Below are 17198 nucleotides of genomic sequence, written 5' to 3' on the forward strand. Positions count from 1 at the left end.
GGGCGGGCCTACCGTGCGCGATCGGGCGTACCTGGCGAGATCGGGCGTACCTGGTTGGATCAACACACCAGGTACGCCCGGAACGACCAGGTACCCGAAGTCCACCGTGCGGGATCGGGCGTACCTGGCACGATCGGGCACACCTGGCGAGATCGGGCATACCTGGTCCGATCAACACACCAGGTACGCCCGGAACGACCAGGTACCCGAGGTCCACCGTGCGGGATCGGGCGTACCTGGCACGATCGGGCACACCTGGCGAGGTCGGGCACACCTGGTCGGATCAACACACCAGGTACGCCCGGAACGACCAGGTATCCGAAGTCCACCGTGCGGGATCGGGCGTACCTGGCACGATCGGGCGTACCTCGCGAGATCGGGCATACCGTGCGCGAGCGGGTGTACCTGGTCGGATCAACAAACCAGGTACGCCCGGAACGACCAGGTACCCGAAGTCCACCGTGCGGGATCGGGCGTACCTGGCAAGATCGGGCGTACCTCGCGAGATCGGGCATACCTGGCGAGATCGTGCATACCTCGTCGGATCAACACATCGGGTACGCCGGAACGACCAGGTACCCGAGGTCCACCGTGCGCGAACGGGCGTACATGGGCGGAACGTGCAGCGCTCGAACGGGCCGCAGCGGCAGACCTCAGCCCGCGGCGAGGGCAGCGGCCGCGAAGTCGCGCACGGCGTCACGGGCCGCGGGCGGGTCGAGCACCACGGCACGACCCGGCAACCCGGCGACGAGCCGGACCACGCCGTCGAACCCGTGCGACGCCGCGAGCCGGATGCGCACACGACCGTCATCGTCGGGCGCGTCGGCGGTGTCGGACAGGAAGTCGGCGACCAGGGGCAGCGACGTCGAGTCGAGTTCCACCGTGACGATGACGTCGTCGGCGGCCTGCTGGAACAGCGTGTCCGGGATCACGACCTGGTCGATCGTCTTCTCGGCCGGGCGGTCGTCGACGCGCGCCTCCGACATCCGATCGAGCCGGAACGTCCGGAGCGCCTGCCGGTCGAGGTCCCACGCGCGGAGGTACCAGTCGGTGTCGATGGATTCGACCCGGAGCGGGTCGACCCGTCGGGTGCCGCCCTGGGTGCGCGGTCCGGCGTACTCGAAGACCAGGCCCCGGCCGTCGGACATCGCCCGGCGGATGGTGGCGAGGGCGACGTCGTGCAGGTCCTGCCCGACGGCGACGGTCGACGCCGCTCCCCCGGCACCGCGGGACAGCTTGGCCATGAGCGCACGGATGGCGTCACGGTCGGCGGCTTCGGGCAGCGCGGACAGGTACTGCAGGCCGGCGATGAGCGCCGAGGCTTCACGAGCCGACAGACGCGGTGAGTCGTCGATCGCCACCAGGTTGGTCAGCACGATCATGTCGTTCTGGTCGAAGTCGTCCCACGCGATGTCGAACAGGTCGCCGTGCTGGTACTGCATCGTCTCGCCGGGCACCCCGGACACCGCGATGAGTTCGACGGCACGCCGGATGCGGGCCTCGGGCACACCGAAGTGCCGAGCGGCCTCGGCCACCGAGACCCGCTCGCGGTCGATCAGGTACGGCACCAGGGCGAGCAGGAACGCGAGCTTGTCCTGCGCCTGCAGGGGTTGGGCGTCAGCCACGAACGGGGTCCTCTCCGGGGGCTGCGGCACCGTCGTCGTCGGTGTGGTCGCGCACGAGTGCACGGAGGCGCTCGTCGACCCGTGCCCGCAGGTCGTCGGGCTCGAGCACCCGGACCTCGGGCCCGAAGGCGGCGAGTTCCTCGGCGAGGATCTGCGGGTCGACGTGGTGCAGCACGAGCGCGCCGTCGGCGTCGGTCTCGGTGTCGCGGCGACGGGTCAGTCGGCGTTCGGCGTCGGAACCCGGCGTCACGGCGATGCGCGCGGTGCGCTCGGCCCAGATCCGCTCGAGTTCGGCGAGGGTGCGCTCCCCCGCGCCGACGGGAGCGGTGTGCTGCCCGACCTCGTACTGGGTGACCGGCCCGACGATGCGGGACAGCAGGTAGTTCTTGTCCGAGTCCGTCGCGAACTCGTGGGCGGCGAGCATCCACCGGCCGCCGTGCTGCACCAGGGCGAGTGGAGCCACTTCGCGCCGACGCGCGTCGTGCTGCCCCGGCGTGATGTAGTCGAAGCGCACGGCTGCACCGCGGTCGAGCGCGGAACGGAGCGGCTCGAAGGAGGCATCCCGGGCGCGGAGCCGCGGAGCGTACGCGTCGACCCCGAGCTGCAGGGCACCGTCGTCGTCCTCGGCACCGGCCGAGCGGACCTTCAGCAGGCCACGGCGCGAGTCGGCGGACAGGGCGCCTTCGCGCCAGGCCATCGCGGCCAGGGAGAGCAACGCGGATTCGTCCGGGGTGAAGCGGACGTCGACCGGCAGGTCGTACTCGCCCTTCGGGATCCGGTATCGGAGCGTCTGGTTGTTGCCCGCGGCACCCGGGGTCTCGATGGTCTCGAGGGGGATGCCGAGCTCGCGGACGTCGTCCTTGTCGCGTTCGAACTGGCGCTCGAGCGAGGCGTTGTCGCCGCCGGGCGAGAACCGCTGCCGGTACCCCTGCACGTTGGCCAGGATCTCGGCCTTGGTCAGCCCGGACTCCGTCGAGAGCAGCGCGAGCACGAGGCTGAACAGCCGCTCCTCGGCGGGCACACGGGGCACACGGGTCGCTGGCACGAGCCGATCCTACGGCAGCGCGGGTGCACCGCAGTGCACCCGCGCCGTGGTCCGTGGACGGTCGGACCGGGTCAGTTCGAGATCGCCCCGAGGACGTCGATCACGTACGCGTACGCGGTCCCCTGCTGGTTGACGATGGCCAGGACCTGGTCGCCGACGTGGTGCCCGACGATCGCGGTCCGGACGCCCTCGTCGACCTGGCCCTTGGTGAGCGGGATGGCCTGCGCGCCGGAACCGTCGGTCCAGCTGGAGCCGGCGACGGACGGGTCGGCACCCCAGGTGACGGCGGTGTACTTGATGACCGCGGTGTCCTTGGCGGTGAGCTCGCGACCGTCGCCCTTGCGGAGCAGGTGGGTCTCGTTCGACTTCGGGGCGCTCCACGACGGGATCGTGATGCCGGGGGCTCCGGACGGCGCGAGCACGACGGCCGGCATCTTGTCGCCGGCGAGCTGCGGGGTACCGGTGGCGCGGGCGTCGAACGCGCGCTTGACGTCGATGACGGCGATCACGGCGTCCTCGGTCTTCTTCGACGAGGAGCTGCCACCGGTGCCGTCGGTGCCGCTCAGGGCGCTCTTCGGCAGGGCCACCGCCAGTCGATCGCCGACGTGGGCGCACTGCAGCGAAGCACCGAGGGCCCCGTAGTTGCTCGCACCGGCGGTGATCGGTGCCGTCTGGCCCGAGTAGCCGCTCGTCTGGGCGACCTCGCCCGTGGAGCCGTCGACCAGGGTGTACTCGACCAGGACGGGGGTGCCGTCGTCGATCGTGCGACCGCTGCCCTGCTTCAGCACGGACACCTGGGTGCCCTTGGTGGTCAGGCCCTTCGGCACGCTGACCTTCGGCTCCGAGCCGAACTTGCCGGTGGCGGTCACCGCTTCGGACGCGGCGCCGGGAGCGGCACAGCTCGAGGGCGTGGTGCCGGCACCGTTCGAGGCACAGGCGGTGAGGGACACCGCGAGACCGATGGTGACCAGGAGTGCGGGGATGGTGCGCACGGACCCTCTTTCCGTTCGATGCAGGACGGGCACGCCGTTAGCCTACCGTTCGTCCTCGACGGCCCCGGACGGAGCCGCAGCGGCATCCGACGGAGCCGCAGCGGCCCCGGACGGTGCCGCAGCACCATCCACCGCCGCCGACGACGCCTCGGCCGCCGCGACCTTCCGCGCCTGCGCCGCCGACTGCCGAGCCACCTTGCGGAGCTTCTTGTCGCTCGTCGCCCGCTCGCCCACGGCGCCGGGGGTCCAGGCCTCGATGTCCTCGTCCGAGAACTCCGCCTTGCCCGCGCGGCGCTTCAGGTTCGGCAGCACCGTCCCGTCGGCCAGGCGTCGTGCCGTGATGAGGAACCCGGTGTGCCCGACCATGCGGTGGTCCGGGCGGACGGCGAGGCCCTCGACGTGCCAGGTGCGCACCAGGGTCTCGCTCGGCATCGGGTCGGTGAAGCGTCCGGTGTCGCGCAGGGCCTCGGCCGTGCGGGACAGCTGCGTGACGGTCGCGACGTAGCAGACGATGAGTCCGCCGGGCACGAGGGCGTCGGCTGCGGCGTCCACGCACTCCCACGGCGCGAGCATGTCGAGCACGACGCGGTCGACGCTCTGCGGCTCGGTCGCGTCGGGCAGCGACTCGACCAGGTCACCGACGGTGACGGACCAGTTGTCCGGGACGGCTCCGAGGAACGTGCCGACGTTGCCCTTCGCGATGGCCGCGAACTCCTCGCGGCGCTCGAACGACTGCAGCTGCCCGGTCGGGCCGATCGCGCGGAGCAGGAACAGCGACAGCGCCCCCGAGCCGACGCCGGCCTCGACCACGCGGGCCCCGGGGAAGACGTCCGCGAAGGCCACGATCTGCGCCGCGTCCTTCGGGTAGACGATCGCGGCGCCGCGCGGCATCGACATCACGTAGTCGTTGAGCAGCGGGCGGAGTGCGAGGTACTCGTCACCGGTGCTCGCCCGGATGACCGAGCCGTCGGGCTGCCCGATGACGTCGTCGTGCCGGAGCACCCCGCGGTGCGTGTGGTACTCACCCGCGGTCTCGAGCGACAGCGTCGTGAGCTTGCCCTTCGGACCGGTCAGCTGCACGCGGTCGCCGGCCCGGAACGGGCCGCGCGGCGGCGTGTGCGGTGCGCCGCCCGCGGTGTGCGGGAGCGCTGCGGTCGGGTCCGTGGTCGGACTGGAGGCGCGGCTCGCGTCCGCCTCGTCGCGTGCGTCGTCGGTGTGGCTCATCGGGTGACCCCTTCGGTGTCCGCAGCGTGCGCCGGGTCCGGCACCGCGCCTCCAGTCCGTGCGGCCAGTGCCGGCGTCGTCAACTCGACCAGCCGGTCGACGTCGACCCCCGCCAGGGTGGTCAGGTGCACGTCGCCGCCGGCGATCTCGGACAGCGGGACGATGTGCTCGACGGCGACCGTGACGGCGCCGGAGGCGACGGCCGACGCGACGCCGGTCGCGGAGTCCTCGATCGCGACGCACGCGGTGGGCTCGACGCCGAGCTGCGCTGCGGCGGACAGGTACGCGTCCGGGAACGGCTTCGGGCGGTCGACGTCGTCGCCGGCCACGACGACGCGGAAGCCACGCTCGCCCAGGGCCTCGGCGGCGACGAGCGCCATCTTTCGACGGGACATCGTGACCAGGGCGGTCGGGATGCCGCGGGCGTGGAGCTCCTCGACGAGCTCACGGGCACCCGGCCGCCAGGGCAGTTCACCGGCGCGCAGGTGCTCCATCACGTAGTCGGTCATCCACTGGATGATCTCCTCGACGTCCATGTCGACGCCCCTGGCACGCAGGAGCTCACCGGAGCGCTCGAGACCGCTGCCCACCAGGGACAGGCCGTCCGCTTCCGTCCACTCGGCGCCGTACCGGGTCGTCAGGTCGACCTGGGACCGCTGCCAGATCGGCTCGGTGTCGATGATCGTGCCGTCCATGTCCCACAGCACGGCTGCGGGCGGGACGAGGGCAGGAGGATGCGCGGTCACGGGCGACGAGTCTACCGGGGCCGTTCCGCTGGGCGCGGACGCGCGCGTGCGCCGACACCCCCTGGGCCTACAGTGGATGCCTGAATCGTGTCCGGCCGGGGGCATCGCTCCCGCCCCGCTCCGCTCCACCACCAGGAGGTCCGCTCCGTGCCACAGCACTCCCCCTTCAGCGACGGTCGCTTGCTCGTCGTCGCCTTCGAGGGCTGGAACGACGCCGGCGAGGCCGCGAGCGGTCTGGCGCGTCGCATCGTCGAGTCGCTCGGGCTCGACGAGCTGCGCGAGCTCGACGGCGAGCGGTACGTCGACTACCAGTTCAACCGGCCCACCGTCGGCACCGACGACAACGGCGACCGCGGCGTGCAGTGGCCCCGGATCGTGCTGTACGGCCCCGGTGCCGAGGGTCGTCCCGTCATCGGCGCCACCGGCTCCCCCACCGACCGTGACGTCTTCGTGCTCGTCGGCCCGGAACCCTCGCGCACCTGGCGGGGCTTCTGCTCGGAGATCATCGACCTGGCGGACGTCTACTCGATCGACGCCGTCGTCTTCGTCGGGGCCATGCTCGCCGACGTCCCGCACACCCGACCGATCTCGGTCTTCGTGTCGAGCGAGAACGCCGGGGTCCGCGCCGCCTTCGACGTCGACCGCTCGTCGTACGAGGGCCCGACCGGCATCCTCGGGGTCCTCGCCGACGCGATGGACAAGGCCGGGCTGACCACGCTGTCCCTGTGGGCGTCGGTGCCGCACTACGTGCACAACTCGCCCTCGCCGAAGGCCACGCTCTCGCTGCTCGACAAGATCGAGGAGCTCACGGACGTCACGGTGCCGCGCGGGTCGCTGCTCGACGACGCCACCGAGTGGGAAGAGGGGATCGACGCCCTCGCCGCCGATGACGAGGACATGGCGTCCTACATCGGGCAGCTCGAGCAGGCGCGCGACACGGTCGACTCCCCCGAGGCGTCGGGCGACGCCATCGCGCAGGAGTTCGAGCAGTACCTCCGTCGCCGTGAGCGCAAGGACGGCAAGGACGGCGGCACCGCCGGTGGCGAGGGGCCGTGGCGGCCCCAGCAGCCGCCGCAGCAGTAGCCGTCACCCCCTGACGGTCGGGAGGGGTGCGGTCACGACACCCCGCTCACCTCCGCCGGGTGGTCACGAACTGTCGGTTGCGGCCCGCCCGGACGACAGTTCCTGACCCCTCGGCAGCGCGCACGCGACGTGTCGCGACCGCTCGGCGTACGGGAGGCACGGGGCTGGCCCGCCACGGGCCTCCCGCCCGGCGGGGGCGTGCGGTCACAACAGCCCGCTCACCTCCGCCGAGTGGTCACGAATCGTCGGTTGCGGCCCTCCCGGGCGACTGTTCCTGACCCCTCGGCAGCGCACACGCGACGTGTCGCGACCACCTGGCGGACGGGAGGCACAGGGCTGGCCCGCCACGGGCCTCCCGCCCGGCGGACGCGTGCGGTCACGACAGCCCGCTCACCTCCGCCGGGTGGTCACGAATCGTCGGTTGCGGCCCGCCCGGGCGACAGATCCTGACCGGTCGACAGTGCACACGCGACCCGTCGCGACCACTCGGCGGACGGGAGGCACGGGGCTGGCCCGCCACGGGCCTCCCGCCCGGCGGACGCGTGCGGTCACGACAGCCCGCTCACCTCCGCCGGGTGGTCACGAATCGTCGGTTGTGGCCCGCCCGGACGACAGTTCCTGACCCCTCGGCAGCGCAGACGCGACATGTCGCGACCACTCGGCGGACGGGAGGCACGGGAGGCACGGGACGGCCCCGCCACGGCCCTCCCGTCCGCCGCCACGCAAGGTCACAACAGCCCGCTCACCTCCGCCGGGTGGTCACGAACTGTCGGCTGCGGCCCTCCCGGACGACAGTTCCTGACCCCTCGGCAGCGCACACGCGACGTGTCGCGACCACTCGGCGGCGGGAGGCACGGGACGGCCCCGCCACGGCCCTCCCGTCCGCCGCCACGCAAGGTCACGACACCCCGATCACCTCCGGCACCGACGCGACGGCCGGTGCGCCGAGGTCAGGCCAGGCGGATGCCGAGCAGCGCGTCGATCAGGTCGAGGAGCTCCGGCGTGCACGCCGTGCCACCCGCGATCGCCGTGTCGACCGCCGCGACGGCGCCCGGGGTGTCCAGGTCGTCGGAGACCCGCGCGCGGATGCGCGCCGCGACGTCCGCTGCGTCGTCGGCGTGCCCGGCTGTGGCTCCGGAGGCCCAGGCGTCCCAGCCGGCGAGCCGGGTCTGGGCGCTGGTCAGCTCGGTGTCGAACCACTCCCAGTCGTCGGAGTACTTGTGCGACAGCAGCGCGAGCCGGATGGCGCGGGGGTCGGCGCCGTCGTCGAGCAGCCCGCGCACGGTGACGAGGTTGCCGAGCGACTTCGAGATCTTCGTCCCCTGGTAGGCGATCATCCCGGTGTGCACGAACGCGTTGGCGAGGGGCTGGTGCGCGAGGGCCGCAGCGTGCCCGGCGCTCATCTCGTGGTGCGGGAAGACGAGGTCGCTCCCGCCGCCCTGCACGCTGATCGGCAGCCCGAGGCGGTCACCGGCGATGACGCTGCACTCGATGTGCCAGCCGGGGCGACCGGGGCCGATCTCGGTGTCCCAGGCCGGCTCACCGTCACGCGCGGCGCGCCACAGCAGCGGGTCGAGCGGATCACGCTTGCCCGGACGTTCCGGGTCGCCGCCGCGTTCGGCAGCGAGGGCGAGCATCGTCTCGCGGTCCAGGCCGCTCTCGTCACCGAGGGTCCACGCGTCGGTGGGGCGGTTCACGTCGAAGTACAGGTCGTCGCCCTCGGCGCCGTCGGTCGGGACCTCGTACGCGTAGCCGGACTCCTGCAGGAACGAGACCGCCTCGGCGACGCGCTCGACCTCGTCGGTGACGGCCACGAAGTCGTCCGGCGGCAGGATCCGCAGCGACTCCATGTCGCGGCGGAACAGGTCGACCTGCTCGGCCGCCAGGGCGCGCCAGTCGACGCCGTCGCGGGCGGCACGCTCGAGCAACGGGTCGTCCACGTCGGTGACGTTCTGCGCGTACTCGACGTCGAGGCCCGCGTCACGCCAGGCCCGGCCGAGCGTGTCGAACGCCAGGTAGGTCGCCGCATGGCCGAGGTGCGTGGCGTCGTACGGCGTGATGCCGCAGACGTACAGCGCAGCGCGGTCCTCGTCGCGGGCGGGGTCCACCGGCTTGCCCGTTGCGGTGTCGTGGACGACCGGTCGGGGCGCGGCGCCGGGGACGTCGGGGACGGATGGGGCCTGCCAGGCCCTCACGGCTGGATCACTCCGAGCGACAACAACACGATGAGCACGATACCGAGTGCGATCCGGTAGACGACGAAGGGCATGAAGCTGCGCTTGCTGATGTAGTTCATGAACGCCGCGATCACGACGAACCCGACCACGAACGCGACGACGGTGGCGATGAGCGTGTCGGCGAGTCCGAACGGTGAGCCGTGGTCGCCGAGGCTCGTCGCGGCCTCGTAGAAGCCGGACAGGAACACCGCCGGGATCGCCAGCAGGAACGCGAAGCGCGCGGCCGCCGGCCGGGTGTACCCGAGGGCGAGACCCATCGACACGGTCGCGCCGGAACGGGACACACCGGGCACCAGGGCGAGCATCTGCGCCAGGCCGATGAGCAGCCCACCGCGGAACGTCATCTGCTCGATGCGTCGCTCCTTGCGGCCGACACGGTCGAGCACCCCGAGCACGACACCGAACACGATGAGGACGACCGCGACGATCCAGAGGGACCGGAACGTGGTCTCGATCGAGTCCTTGAGCAGGAGCCCGGCCACCCCGATCGGGATCGTGCCGAGGATCACCAGCCAGCCGAGGCGGACGTCGGGGTCGCCCTTCGGCACGTCACGCTTGACCACCGACCGGAACCACCGCCCGACGATCCGGGTGATGTCCTTCCAGAAGTAGATGAGCACCGCGGTCTCGGTGCCGAGCTGCGTCACCGCGGTGAAGGCCGCACCGGGGTCCTTCGCGTCGGGCAGGAAGAGCCCCACGATGCGCAGGTGCGCGCTGGAGGACACCGGCAGGAACTCGGTGAGCCCCTGGACGAAGCCGAGGAAGATCGCCTCGAGGATGTGCATCGCACGGGCCTTTCAGGGGGGAGGTCGGTCAGGGCACCGCCACGACGGCGACCATGAACAATATCAGTACGTGGCGAGCAGGTCGCCCAGCACCCGCCGACCGAACGCCAGCGAGTCGAGCGGCACCCGCTCGTCCACGCCGTGGAACATCGCGGGGAAGTCGACACCGGCCGGCAGCTGGAGCGGCACGAACCCGTACCCCGCGATGCCGAGCGTCGAGAGCGCCTTGTTGTCGGTGCCGCCGGACAGCAGGTACGGCAGGACAGGTGCGCCCGGGTCGTGCCGGCCGAGGACGTCGCGGACGGCGTCGACCAGCGGGCCGCCGAAGTCCTGCTCGAGGCCGATGTCGCGGAACGACATGACCACCTCGACGTCGGGTCCGGCGAGCTCCCGCACCCGCTCGAGCACGGTCTCCTCGTCACCCGGCAGGCAGCGGATGTCGACCAGGGCCTCGGCGGTGTCCGGGATCACGTTGTGCTTGTAGCCGGCGGTCAGCACCGTCGGGTTCGACGTGGTGTGCAGCGCGGCGTGGATGAACCGCGACGCCGAGCCGGTGGCCAGCGCGACCTCGTCCGGGCCGGTGACCGTCGGGTCGACCCCGAGGAACCGCGCCACCTCGGCTACCATCGCGTCCGTCGTGGCCGAGAGCCGGACGGGCCACTCCTCGCTGCCGATCCGGGCGACCGCCGCCGCGAGCTTCGTGACGGCGTTGTCGCGGATCACGTGCGAGCCGTGGGCGGCGGTGCCGCGCGCGATCAGCTTCACCCACATGAGCGCCTTCTCGCCGGTCTGCAGCAGGTAGGCGCGACGGTCACCGAGCGTGATCGAGTACCCGCCGACCTCGCTGATCGCCGCCGACGCCCCCGCGAAGACCTCGGGGTGCTGGTCGACCACGTGGTGGGACCCCAGGACTCCCCCGGCCTCTTCGTCGGCGAAGTACGCGATCACCAGGTCACGCTCCGGCGCACCGTGCTGCTCGATGACGTCGGCCAGCGACGTGAGCATCATCGCGTCCATGTTCTTCATGTCGACGGCGCCGCGACCCCACAGCGATCCGTCCTTGACCACACCACCGAACGGGTCGACCGACCAGTTCGCCGGGTCGGCCGGCACGACGTCGAGGTGCCCGTGCACCACGAGCGCCGGCTTGTCACGGTTCCGGCCGGGTACCCGTGCCACGACGCTCACCCGGTCCGGCTCGGACTCGAACAACTGCGGCTCGAGACCCAGGGCGCGGAGCTTGTCCTCGACGTAGTGGGCCGCCTCGGTCTCCCCACGGGACTTCCCCTCGCCCCAGTTCGTCGTGTCGATGCGGATGAGGTCGCGGGCGATCGCCGCGGTGGCCTCGAGCTCGGGCACGGACTGCGGCTCGGAGGGCTCCGGGTTCGTCATGGCTCCACGGTATCGGTCGGCACCGACCCCGTCGCCGAGTCCCGACACGCAGGACTCGCCCGGGATGCGCGACCGTGTTCATCGCGCGTTCAGACCCGTGCTAGTGTCTTCTCTCGGCAGGAACGCCGGGTTCAACCCGGGAATCAGACACCAGACACCCTGTCCGGGTGGCGGAATTGGTAGACGCGCTAGCTTGAGGTGCTAGTGCCCGTATTAGGGCGTAGGGGTTCAAGTCCCCTCTCGGACACAGAATGCATGCCCCCCGACCTTTCGGTCGGGGGGCATTTTCTGTTGTGTCTTCTCGGCGAGTGCCGCCATCGCTGCGCTCAGGGCGTCACCGCCTCGGGCACCACTTCGCTGCGCTCAGGGCGAACCGCGCGCCACTTCGCTGCGCTCAGGGCGATCGAGGCAGGGGCAGGAGTGGCTCTGCACGCAGGCCCGTCCGGACGGGAGGCGCGGGGCGGGGCCGCCACGCGCCTCCAGTCCGGAGCGTGCACACGTCGCAGGCCGGTGCGAGGTTGTGCACTCCGTGTGACGGAACAAGGTCGCACCGAGTGGGCAACGCCGCACCAGGCTGCAAGCCCGGCGGCCTGCGCGGTCACCGCGAGCGGCGCACCCGCCGCACCACCAGCACGACGGCACCGAGCGCCGCCAGCCAACCCCAGTTCGCGACCACCGGGTCGAGCACCTGGTGCCGCCAGTCCCGCCGACTCGACCCCAGGCGCGACGCAACAGGGCGGTTCCCACGTTCCGCCGCGACGCCGGTCTCGCTGATCACCCGGTCCGGCCGACCCCTGAATGCATCGGTCACCCGGTGCGTCGCGACGTCCAGGCGGTCCCCGACGACGAGCAGCATCCAGTGCGCCAGACGCCCCTCGCTGAACCGCCGGTAGGCGTACCGCCGGACGATCCCGGCGACCCCGTGCAGGGGCTGCGCGGTGCCGAACACCGGCGTCACGTGGGCGTGCTCGATCGAGCGCTCCCGGCCGTGCGCACCGTCCTGCTGCGGCGGGAGGTCCCAGTGGGCACCGGTGGCCGAACCGGCCTCGCGCGAGAGCTTCGGCACCGAGGGACGGTCCGCGAGGTCGAGGTCGCTCCCCCACCCCGGGATGCGGGCGCGGAGTTCCTCGGCCGAGGGCACCCGACGGGGCGGATCGGCGATGTACGGGGTGTGATCGGGCGCGGCGTTGTCGGGCACGGTGTGCTCCTTCACGGGACGATGACGGTCTTGATGCAGTCGTCGAGCTTCGACGAGAACAGGTGGTACCCCTCGGCGATGTGCTCGAGCGGGATGCGGTGCGTGATGATGTCGCTCGGCTTCAGGTGTCCGGCCTGGATGTGCTCGAGCAGACGGGGCCACTGCCGCTTCACGGGCGCCTGGTTCATGTGGATCGTGACGCCCTTGTTCATGGCGTCGCCGAACTTCACCAGGTTCGGGATCGGGCCGTAGGCGCCCATCGCGGACACCGTGCCGCCCTTGCGCACGCCGTCGATCGCCCAGTTCAGCGCGACCGGCGATCCGCCCTGCAGCTTGAACTTGGTGGCGGTGACCTGCTGCACGAAGCTGCCGTCGGCTTCGGCACCGACGGCATCGATCACGCTGTCCGCGCCGAGGAAGTCGGTCTGCTTCTTCATCTCGAGCACGACGTCGTCGACCTCGGCGAAGTTGATCGTCTCGGCGTGCGCGAACGTCCGAGCCTTCTCGAGGCGGTACTCGAACTGGTCGACGACGATGACCCGCCCGGCACCCATCAGCCAGGCGGACTTGGCGGCGTAGAGCCCGATCGGTCCGGCGCCGAGCACGACGACGGTGTCGCCCTCGCGGATCGACGCCAGCTGGGCGCCGAAGTACCCGGTGCCCAGGGCGTCGGTCATCATCAGGGCGTCGTCGTCGTCGAGCCATTCCGGGATCACCTGCGGACCGACGTCGGCGAACGGCACCCGGACACGCTCCGCCTGCCCGCCGTCGTAGCCGCCGGTGGTGTGCGAGTACCCGAAGATCCCGCCGACCGCCGTGGCGTTCGGGTTCACGTTGTGGCAGTTCGTGAACAGGCCGCGGGCGCAGAACCAGCAGGTCCCGCACGAGATGTGGAACGGGACCATCACGCGGTCCCCCACGCTCAGTGTCTCCACCGACGACCCGACCTGCTCGACGACGCCGATGAACTCGTGGCCGAACGTGTGTCCGACGCGGGTGTCGGGCATCATGCCGTGGTACAGGTGCAGGTCGGATCCGCAGATCGCCGCCCGCTCGACGCGGATCACCGCGTCGTTCGGATGCTCGATCCGGGGGTCCGGCTTCTCCTCGACACGGACCCGGTAGGGCCCGCGGTAGGTCATGGCGCGCATGGGCGCTCCTCTCGTTCGGCACGTCCACGCTGGCGCGGCGCACGTTGGAACGGACCCAGGTCTGCAGATGGCGGACAGGCGGTGGTCGTCCGCACAGACGGACGGGAGGCGCGGTGCCAGCTGGCACCGCGCCTCCCGTCCGATCCGTGGGGGCGTCTCGCTCTTCGACGCCTCGACGACGTTGCGGCCTGTTGCCGCGTTCGGTCTCCTAGCTCTTCGACGCCTCGACGAAGTTGCGTCGCGGGTCGGTTTCCTTGATGAGCGAGGTCGCGTCGCGACCCGACACGGCACCGGTGATCCAGCCGATGATGATGCGGGCCTTCCGGTTCAGGGTCGGCATCGCGTACACGTGGTACGCGCGGTGCGCGAGCCACGCGAACAGGTTGGTCATCTTGATGCCCTTGATGTTCGCGGCACCCTTGCCGACACCGTACGACGCGACGGTGCCGATGGAGGGGTGGCGGTACTCCTCGAGGGGCTTGCCGGTGATGGTCGCGACGATGTTGTCGGCGGCGACCACGGCCTGGCGCACGGCGTTCTGCGCGTTCGGCGGGTAGAACGCCGGCTGCTTGTCGGCGGTCAGGTCGGGCACCTGCGCGACGTCACCGAGGCCCCAGACGCCCTCGACGACCTGGTGGGTGTCCTCGGCCTCGACCTGGAGCTTCGCGTTCGCGGCGAGGTGGCCCTTCGGCCCGCGCGGCAGGTCGGAGGCGTCGAGGAGCGGGTTCGGCTTGACGCCCGCGGTCCAGACGAGCAGACCGGTGGCGAACTCGTCGCCGTCGGAGAACTTGACGACGCCGCCCTCGGCGCTCGGCATGGTGGTCTTCAGGCGGACGTCGATGCCACGGGCACGGAGCGACTCGAGCGTCCACTTGGACAGCTCCGGGCCGACCTCGGGCGCGACGCGGTCGAGGGCATCGATGAGCACCCAGCGGGGCTGCTCGCCGGCGAGCGACGGGTAGGTCTTGATGGCGGCCTGCGACACGTCGAACAGCTCACCGATCGCCTCGACGCCGGTGTAGCCACCGCCGACGAAGACGCTGGTCAGCAGACGTCGACGCTCGTCCTCGTCGCGGGTGGCAGCGGCCTTCGCGATGTTGTCGAGGAGCTTGGCGCGCACGTAGGCGGCCTCTTCGACGCTCTTGAAGCCGACGCCGTACTCCTCGAGCCCGGGGGTCGGGAAGGTGCGGGTGACGGAACCGAGGGCGACGACGAGGTGGTCGTAGCCGAGGGTGCGGTCGTCGCCGCCGGCGGTCGCGATCGAGACGGTCTTGTCGGCCGAGGAGATCGCGGTGACCTTGCCCTGGATCACCCGGGTCTTGCGCAGTGCACGGCGCAGCTCGACGGTGACGTCCTTCGGCGCGATGTGGCCACCGGCGACCTCGGGCAGGAACGGCAGGTACGTGTAGTACGTGTTCTGGTCCACCAGCGTGATGCGCATGGGCACCGTGGCCGCGTGCTTCTGGAGCTGCTTGACCGTGGTGTAGCCAGCGGAGCCGCCGCCGAGGACGAGGACGTGAGGGATCGAGTCTGCCATTCCTCCGGTCTACCGGACTTTGGCTTGGCGCGTCATGAGTTCCGCGGCCTGTCGCGGAGCCGCCACCACGCGGTCTCGGCCAGTTCGGGCCCCGTGAACACCCCGTGCGGGGTGCGGCGGGACTCGGTGAGCGAGAAGCGGCGGAGTCGGTAGCCGCCGCCGAAGCGGTCGATGATCGCCTCGGGTGACGCCTCGGGGTCGCGCTTGACGTACCAGGTGCGGTCGTCGACCGGCTCGATCACGCCGCGGTCACCGTCGTCCGCCGATGCGGGAGCGCAGGACGTCGATGCGCTTCTGGATCTGCTCGATGCTCGCCTGCGCCACGGCCGGGCCACCGCTGATCCGCCGGAGTTCGGCGTGGATCGCACCGTGCGGCTCGTTCGAGTGCCGGGACCAGATCGACACGAGCCGGGCGAGCTCGGTGCGCTGCTCCTTGATCGTCATGTACATCGGGCGATCGGGCTCGGGCGCCTTCGGCAGGCCGTCCTTGGCCGTGCGGCCCTTGGAGCGCTTGGCCTGGGTCGCCTGCCGGGCGCGGAGGAGGTCGCGCACCTGGTCGGGTTCGAGCAGCCCGGGGATGCCGATGAAGTCGAGCTCCTCGAGGGAACCGACCTCGCCGCCGGTGCCGAACTCACCGCCGTCGTAGAGGACGCGGTCGAAGGACGCCTGCGAGTCGAGCGCCTCGAACGGCTGGACCTCGAGCAGGCTCTCGGACGCGCGGTCTTCCTTGTTGGCCTCGGCGACCATCGCGTCTTCGGGGTTGTACATGCCGTCGTCGGCGTCCTTCGGGCGGTCGAGGGCGTGGTCGCGCTCGAGCTCGAGGGTGGCGGCGAGGGCCATCAGCCCGGGAACGCTCGGCAGGAAGACGCTCGCGGTCTCACCACGGCGACGGGCACGCACGAAGCGGCCGATCACCTGGGCGAAGAACAGCGGCGTGCTCGCACTCGTGGCGTACACGCCGACGCAGAGCCGTGGGACGTCGACGCCCTCGGAGACCATGCGGACGGCCACCATCCAGCGGGAGGTGTCGTCGGCGAACGCGCTGATGCGGCTTGACCCGGCGGCTTCGTCGGACAGCACCACGGTGGGACGCTCCCCCGTGATCTGCTGCAGGATCCGGGCGTAGGCGCGCGCCGTGGTGGTGTCCGTGGCGATGACCAGACCGCCGGCGTCGGGCACACCACGACGGACCTCGGTCAGGCGCTTGTCGGCAGCCGAGAGCACGGCCGGCATCCACTCGCCCTCGGGTGACAGCGCGGTGCGCCAGGCCTGGGCCGTGATGTCCTTCGTGACCTGTTCACCCAGGGAGGCCGACATCTCGTCGCCCATCCGGGTCTTCCAGCGCATCTGTCCGGCGTAGGCCATGAACAGCACCGGGCGGACGACGCCGTCCTTCAGCGCCCGGCCGTAGCCGTAGTTGTAGTCGGAGATCGAGGTACGGATGCCCTGCTCGTCGGGGGCGTACTGCACGAACGGGATCGGTGCGGTGTCGGACCGGAAGGGGGTCCCCGACAGCGAGAGCCGACGCGTGGCGCCGGAGAACGCCTCCCTGATGCCGTCGCCCCACGTCAGGGCGTCGCCACCGTGGTGGACCTCGTCGAGGACGACCAGGGTGCGGCCGCCCTCGGTGATGCGCTTGTGCACCTCGGGGTTCATGCCGACCTGGGCGTACGTGATCGCGACGCCCTGGTAGTGCCGGCCGAACATGCCGTCGCCGTTCTTGAACATCGGGTCGATCCGGATGCCCACACGGTCGGCGGAGTCGGCCCACTGGCGCTTCAGGTGCTCGGTCGGGGCCACGACGACGATGCGGTCGACGGTGCCGCGGGCGAGGAGCTCGGTCGCCAGCCGCAGCGCGAAGGTGGTCTTGCCGGCGCCGGGGGTCGCCGCCGTGAGGAAGTCGCGAGGTTCCTTCTCGAAGTACTTCGTGAGCGCTTCGATCTGCCAGGCGCGGAGCTTCGATGCCGTGCCCCAGGCGGCCCGGTCCGGGAACGCCGGCGACAGGTGCTGGACGGCCGAGTTGCCGGCCGCTTCGGCCAGGGCCGCGGCGTCGGCTTCGTCACGGGCGGCGTCACCGTGCGCCTGCGCCGTCTGGTGCGCCTGCGCCGTTTCGTGCGCCTCGGTGCCGTCGTGCGTCGACGACGATCCGCCTGCGCCGGACTGGTCGTCACCCGACTCCGCCC

General features: G+C 71.4%; 14 protein-coding genes and 1 tRNA gene. 2 read left to right on the top strand and 13 right to left on the bottom strand.

All coding sequences use genetic code 11. From position 1 onward, the window contains the following. Window positions 1-653: 653 nt before the first annotated feature. The 5 genes from DEJ35_RS09110 to DEJ35_RS09130 form a co-directional block, all read right to left on the bottom strand. Window positions 654-1625, bottom strand: coding sequence for a YafY family protein (locus DEJ35_RS09110; protein WP_110862793.1), 972 nt, complete (start codon window positions 1623-1625; stop codon window positions 654-656). After that, window positions 1618-2670 (bottom strand): YafY family protein, encoded by a 1053-nt coding sequence (locus tag DEJ35_RS09115; protein WP_111122970.1) that lies wholly within the window; start codon window positions 2668-2670, stop codon window positions 1618-1620. The genes DEJ35_RS09110 and DEJ35_RS09115 overlap by 8 nt, the downstream gene beginning before the upstream one ends. 71 nt (window positions 2671-2741) lie before the next feature. Continuing rightward, window positions 2742-3662, bottom strand: a complete 921-nt coding sequence (locus tag DEJ35_RS09120) for an FKBP-type peptidyl-prolyl cis-trans isomerase (protein WP_110862785.1) — start codon at window positions 3660-3662, stop codon at window positions 2742-2744. A 42-nt stretch (window positions 3663-3704) separates the two neighbouring features. Next, a complete protein-coding gene (locus DEJ35_RS09125; protein WP_111122969.1) occupies window positions 3705-4886 on the bottom strand; it encodes a tRNA (adenine-N1)-methyltransferase in 1182 nt (393 codons plus the stop codon). Continuing rightward, the gene (locus DEJ35_RS09130) at window positions 4883-5632 is read right to left on the bottom strand and encodes an HAD family phosphatase (protein ID WP_258376239.1); all 750 of its coding nucleotides are present in this window, start codon (window positions 5630-5632) and stop codon (window positions 4883-4885) included. Before DEJ35_RS09130 ends, DEJ35_RS09125 begins: the two co-directional genes overlap by 4 nt. A 147-nt stretch (window positions 5633-5779) precedes the next feature. On the opposite strand from DEJ35_RS09130, the gene DEJ35_RS09135 reads away from it, so the two are divergent. Next, window positions 5780-6715 (top strand): proteasome assembly chaperone family protein, encoded by a 936-nt coding sequence (locus tag DEJ35_RS09135; protein WP_110862782.1) that lies wholly within the window; start codon window positions 5780-5782, stop codon window positions 6713-6715. A gap of 950 nt (window positions 6716-7665) precedes the next feature. On the opposite strand, the gene mshC is transcribed toward DEJ35_RS09135, so the two are convergent. The 3 genes from mshC to DEJ35_RS09150 form a co-directional block, all read right to left on the bottom strand. After that, window positions 7666-8910: a cysteine--1-D-myo-inosityl 2-amino-2-deoxy-alpha-D-glucopyranoside ligase gene (mshC, locus tag DEJ35_RS09140; protein ID WP_111122967.1), complete on the bottom strand. Its 1245-nt coding sequence runs from the start codon at window positions 8908-8910 to the stop codon at window positions 7666-7668. After that, the gene (locus tag DEJ35_RS09145; protein WP_110862780.1) at window positions 8907-9737 is read right to left on the bottom strand and encodes an undecaprenyl-diphosphate phosphatase; all 831 of its coding nucleotides are present in this window, start codon (window positions 9735-9737) and stop codon (window positions 8907-8909) included. Before DEJ35_RS09145 ends, mshC begins: the two co-directional genes overlap by 4 nt. A gap of 63 nt (window positions 9738-9800) precedes the next feature. Continuing rightward, on the bottom strand, window positions 9801-11129 hold the full coding sequence (locus tag DEJ35_RS09150; protein WP_110862779.1) for a M20/M25/M40 family metallo-hydrolase: 1329 nt from the start codon (window positions 11127-11129) through the stop codon (window positions 9801-9803). A gap of 161 nt (window positions 11130-11290) precedes the next feature. On the opposite strand from DEJ35_RS09150, the gene DEJ35_RS09155 reads away from it, so the two are divergent. Continuing rightward, window positions 11291-11376: transfer RNA gene (locus DEJ35_RS09155), tRNA-Leu, on the top strand. 351 nt (window positions 11377-11727) lie between these two features. Here DEJ35_RS09155 and DEJ35_RS09160 read toward each other — a convergent pair. From DEJ35_RS09160 to DEJ35_RS09180, 5 genes are all read right to left on the bottom strand, one after another. Then, window positions 11728-12327 carry a hypothetical protein gene (locus DEJ35_RS09160; protein WP_258370028.1) on the bottom strand — a complete coding sequence of 200 codons (600 nt, stop codon included), beginning with the start codon at window positions 12325-12327 and terminating at the stop codon, window positions 11728-11730. 11 nt (window positions 12328-12338) lie between these two features. Then, entirely contained in the window at window positions 12339-13478 is a 1140-nt protein-coding gene (locus DEJ35_RS09165; RefSeq protein WP_110862778.1) for a zinc-dependent alcohol dehydrogenase, read from the bottom strand. 208 nt (window positions 13479-13686) lie between these two features. Continuing rightward, window positions 13687-15015: an NAD(P)/FAD-dependent oxidoreductase gene (locus DEJ35_RS09170; RefSeq protein ID WP_110891624.1), complete on the bottom strand. Its 1329-nt coding sequence runs from the start codon at window positions 15013-15015 to the stop codon at window positions 13687-13689. A gap of 32 nt (window positions 15016-15047) precedes the next feature. Next, window positions 15048-15257: a hypothetical protein gene (locus DEJ35_RS09175; protein ID WP_017887301.1), complete on the bottom strand. Its 210-nt coding sequence runs from the start codon at window positions 15255-15257 to the stop codon at window positions 15048-15050. A 7-nt stretch (window positions 15258-15264) separates the two neighbouring features. Further along, window positions 15265-17055 (bottom strand): DEAD/DEAH box helicase, encoded by a 1791-nt coding sequence (locus tag DEJ35_RS09180; RefSeq protein ID WP_110862791.1) that lies wholly within the window; start codon window positions 17053-17055, stop codon window positions 15265-15267. Window positions 17056-17198: the final 143 nt, after the last annotated feature.

It is taken from the genome of Curtobacterium sp. MCPF17_051 (assembly GCF_003234595.1).
In the GTDB taxonomy this organism is placed as follows: Bacteria; Actinomycetota; Actinomycetes; order Actinomycetales; family Microbacteriaceae; genus Curtobacterium; species Curtobacterium flaccumfaciens.

What these genes read in the sequence shown, in the direction of transcription:
- DEJ35_RS09170 (WP_110891624.1), bottom strand. Translation starts at nt 15,015, where the DNA reads ATGGCAGACTCGATCCCTCACGTCCTCGTCCTCGGCGGCGGCTCCGCT.
- DEJ35_RS09125 (WP_111122969.1), bottom strand. Translation starts at nt 4,886, where the DNA reads ATGAGCCACACCGACGACGCACGCGACGAGGCGGACGCGAGCCGCGCC.
- DEJ35_RS09145 (WP_110862780.1), bottom strand. Translation starts at nt 9,737, where the DNA reads ATGCACATCCTCGAGGCGATCTTCCTCGGCTTCGTCCAGGGGCTCACC.
- DEJ35_RS09150 (WP_110862779.1), bottom strand. Translation starts at nt 11,129, where the DNA reads ATGACGAACCCGGAGCCCTCCGAGCCGCAGTCCGTGCCCGAGCTCGAG.
- DEJ35_RS09165 (WP_110862778.1), bottom strand. Translation starts at nt 13,478, where the DNA reads ATGCGCGCCATGACCTACCGCGGGCCCTACCGGGTCCGTGTCGAGGAG.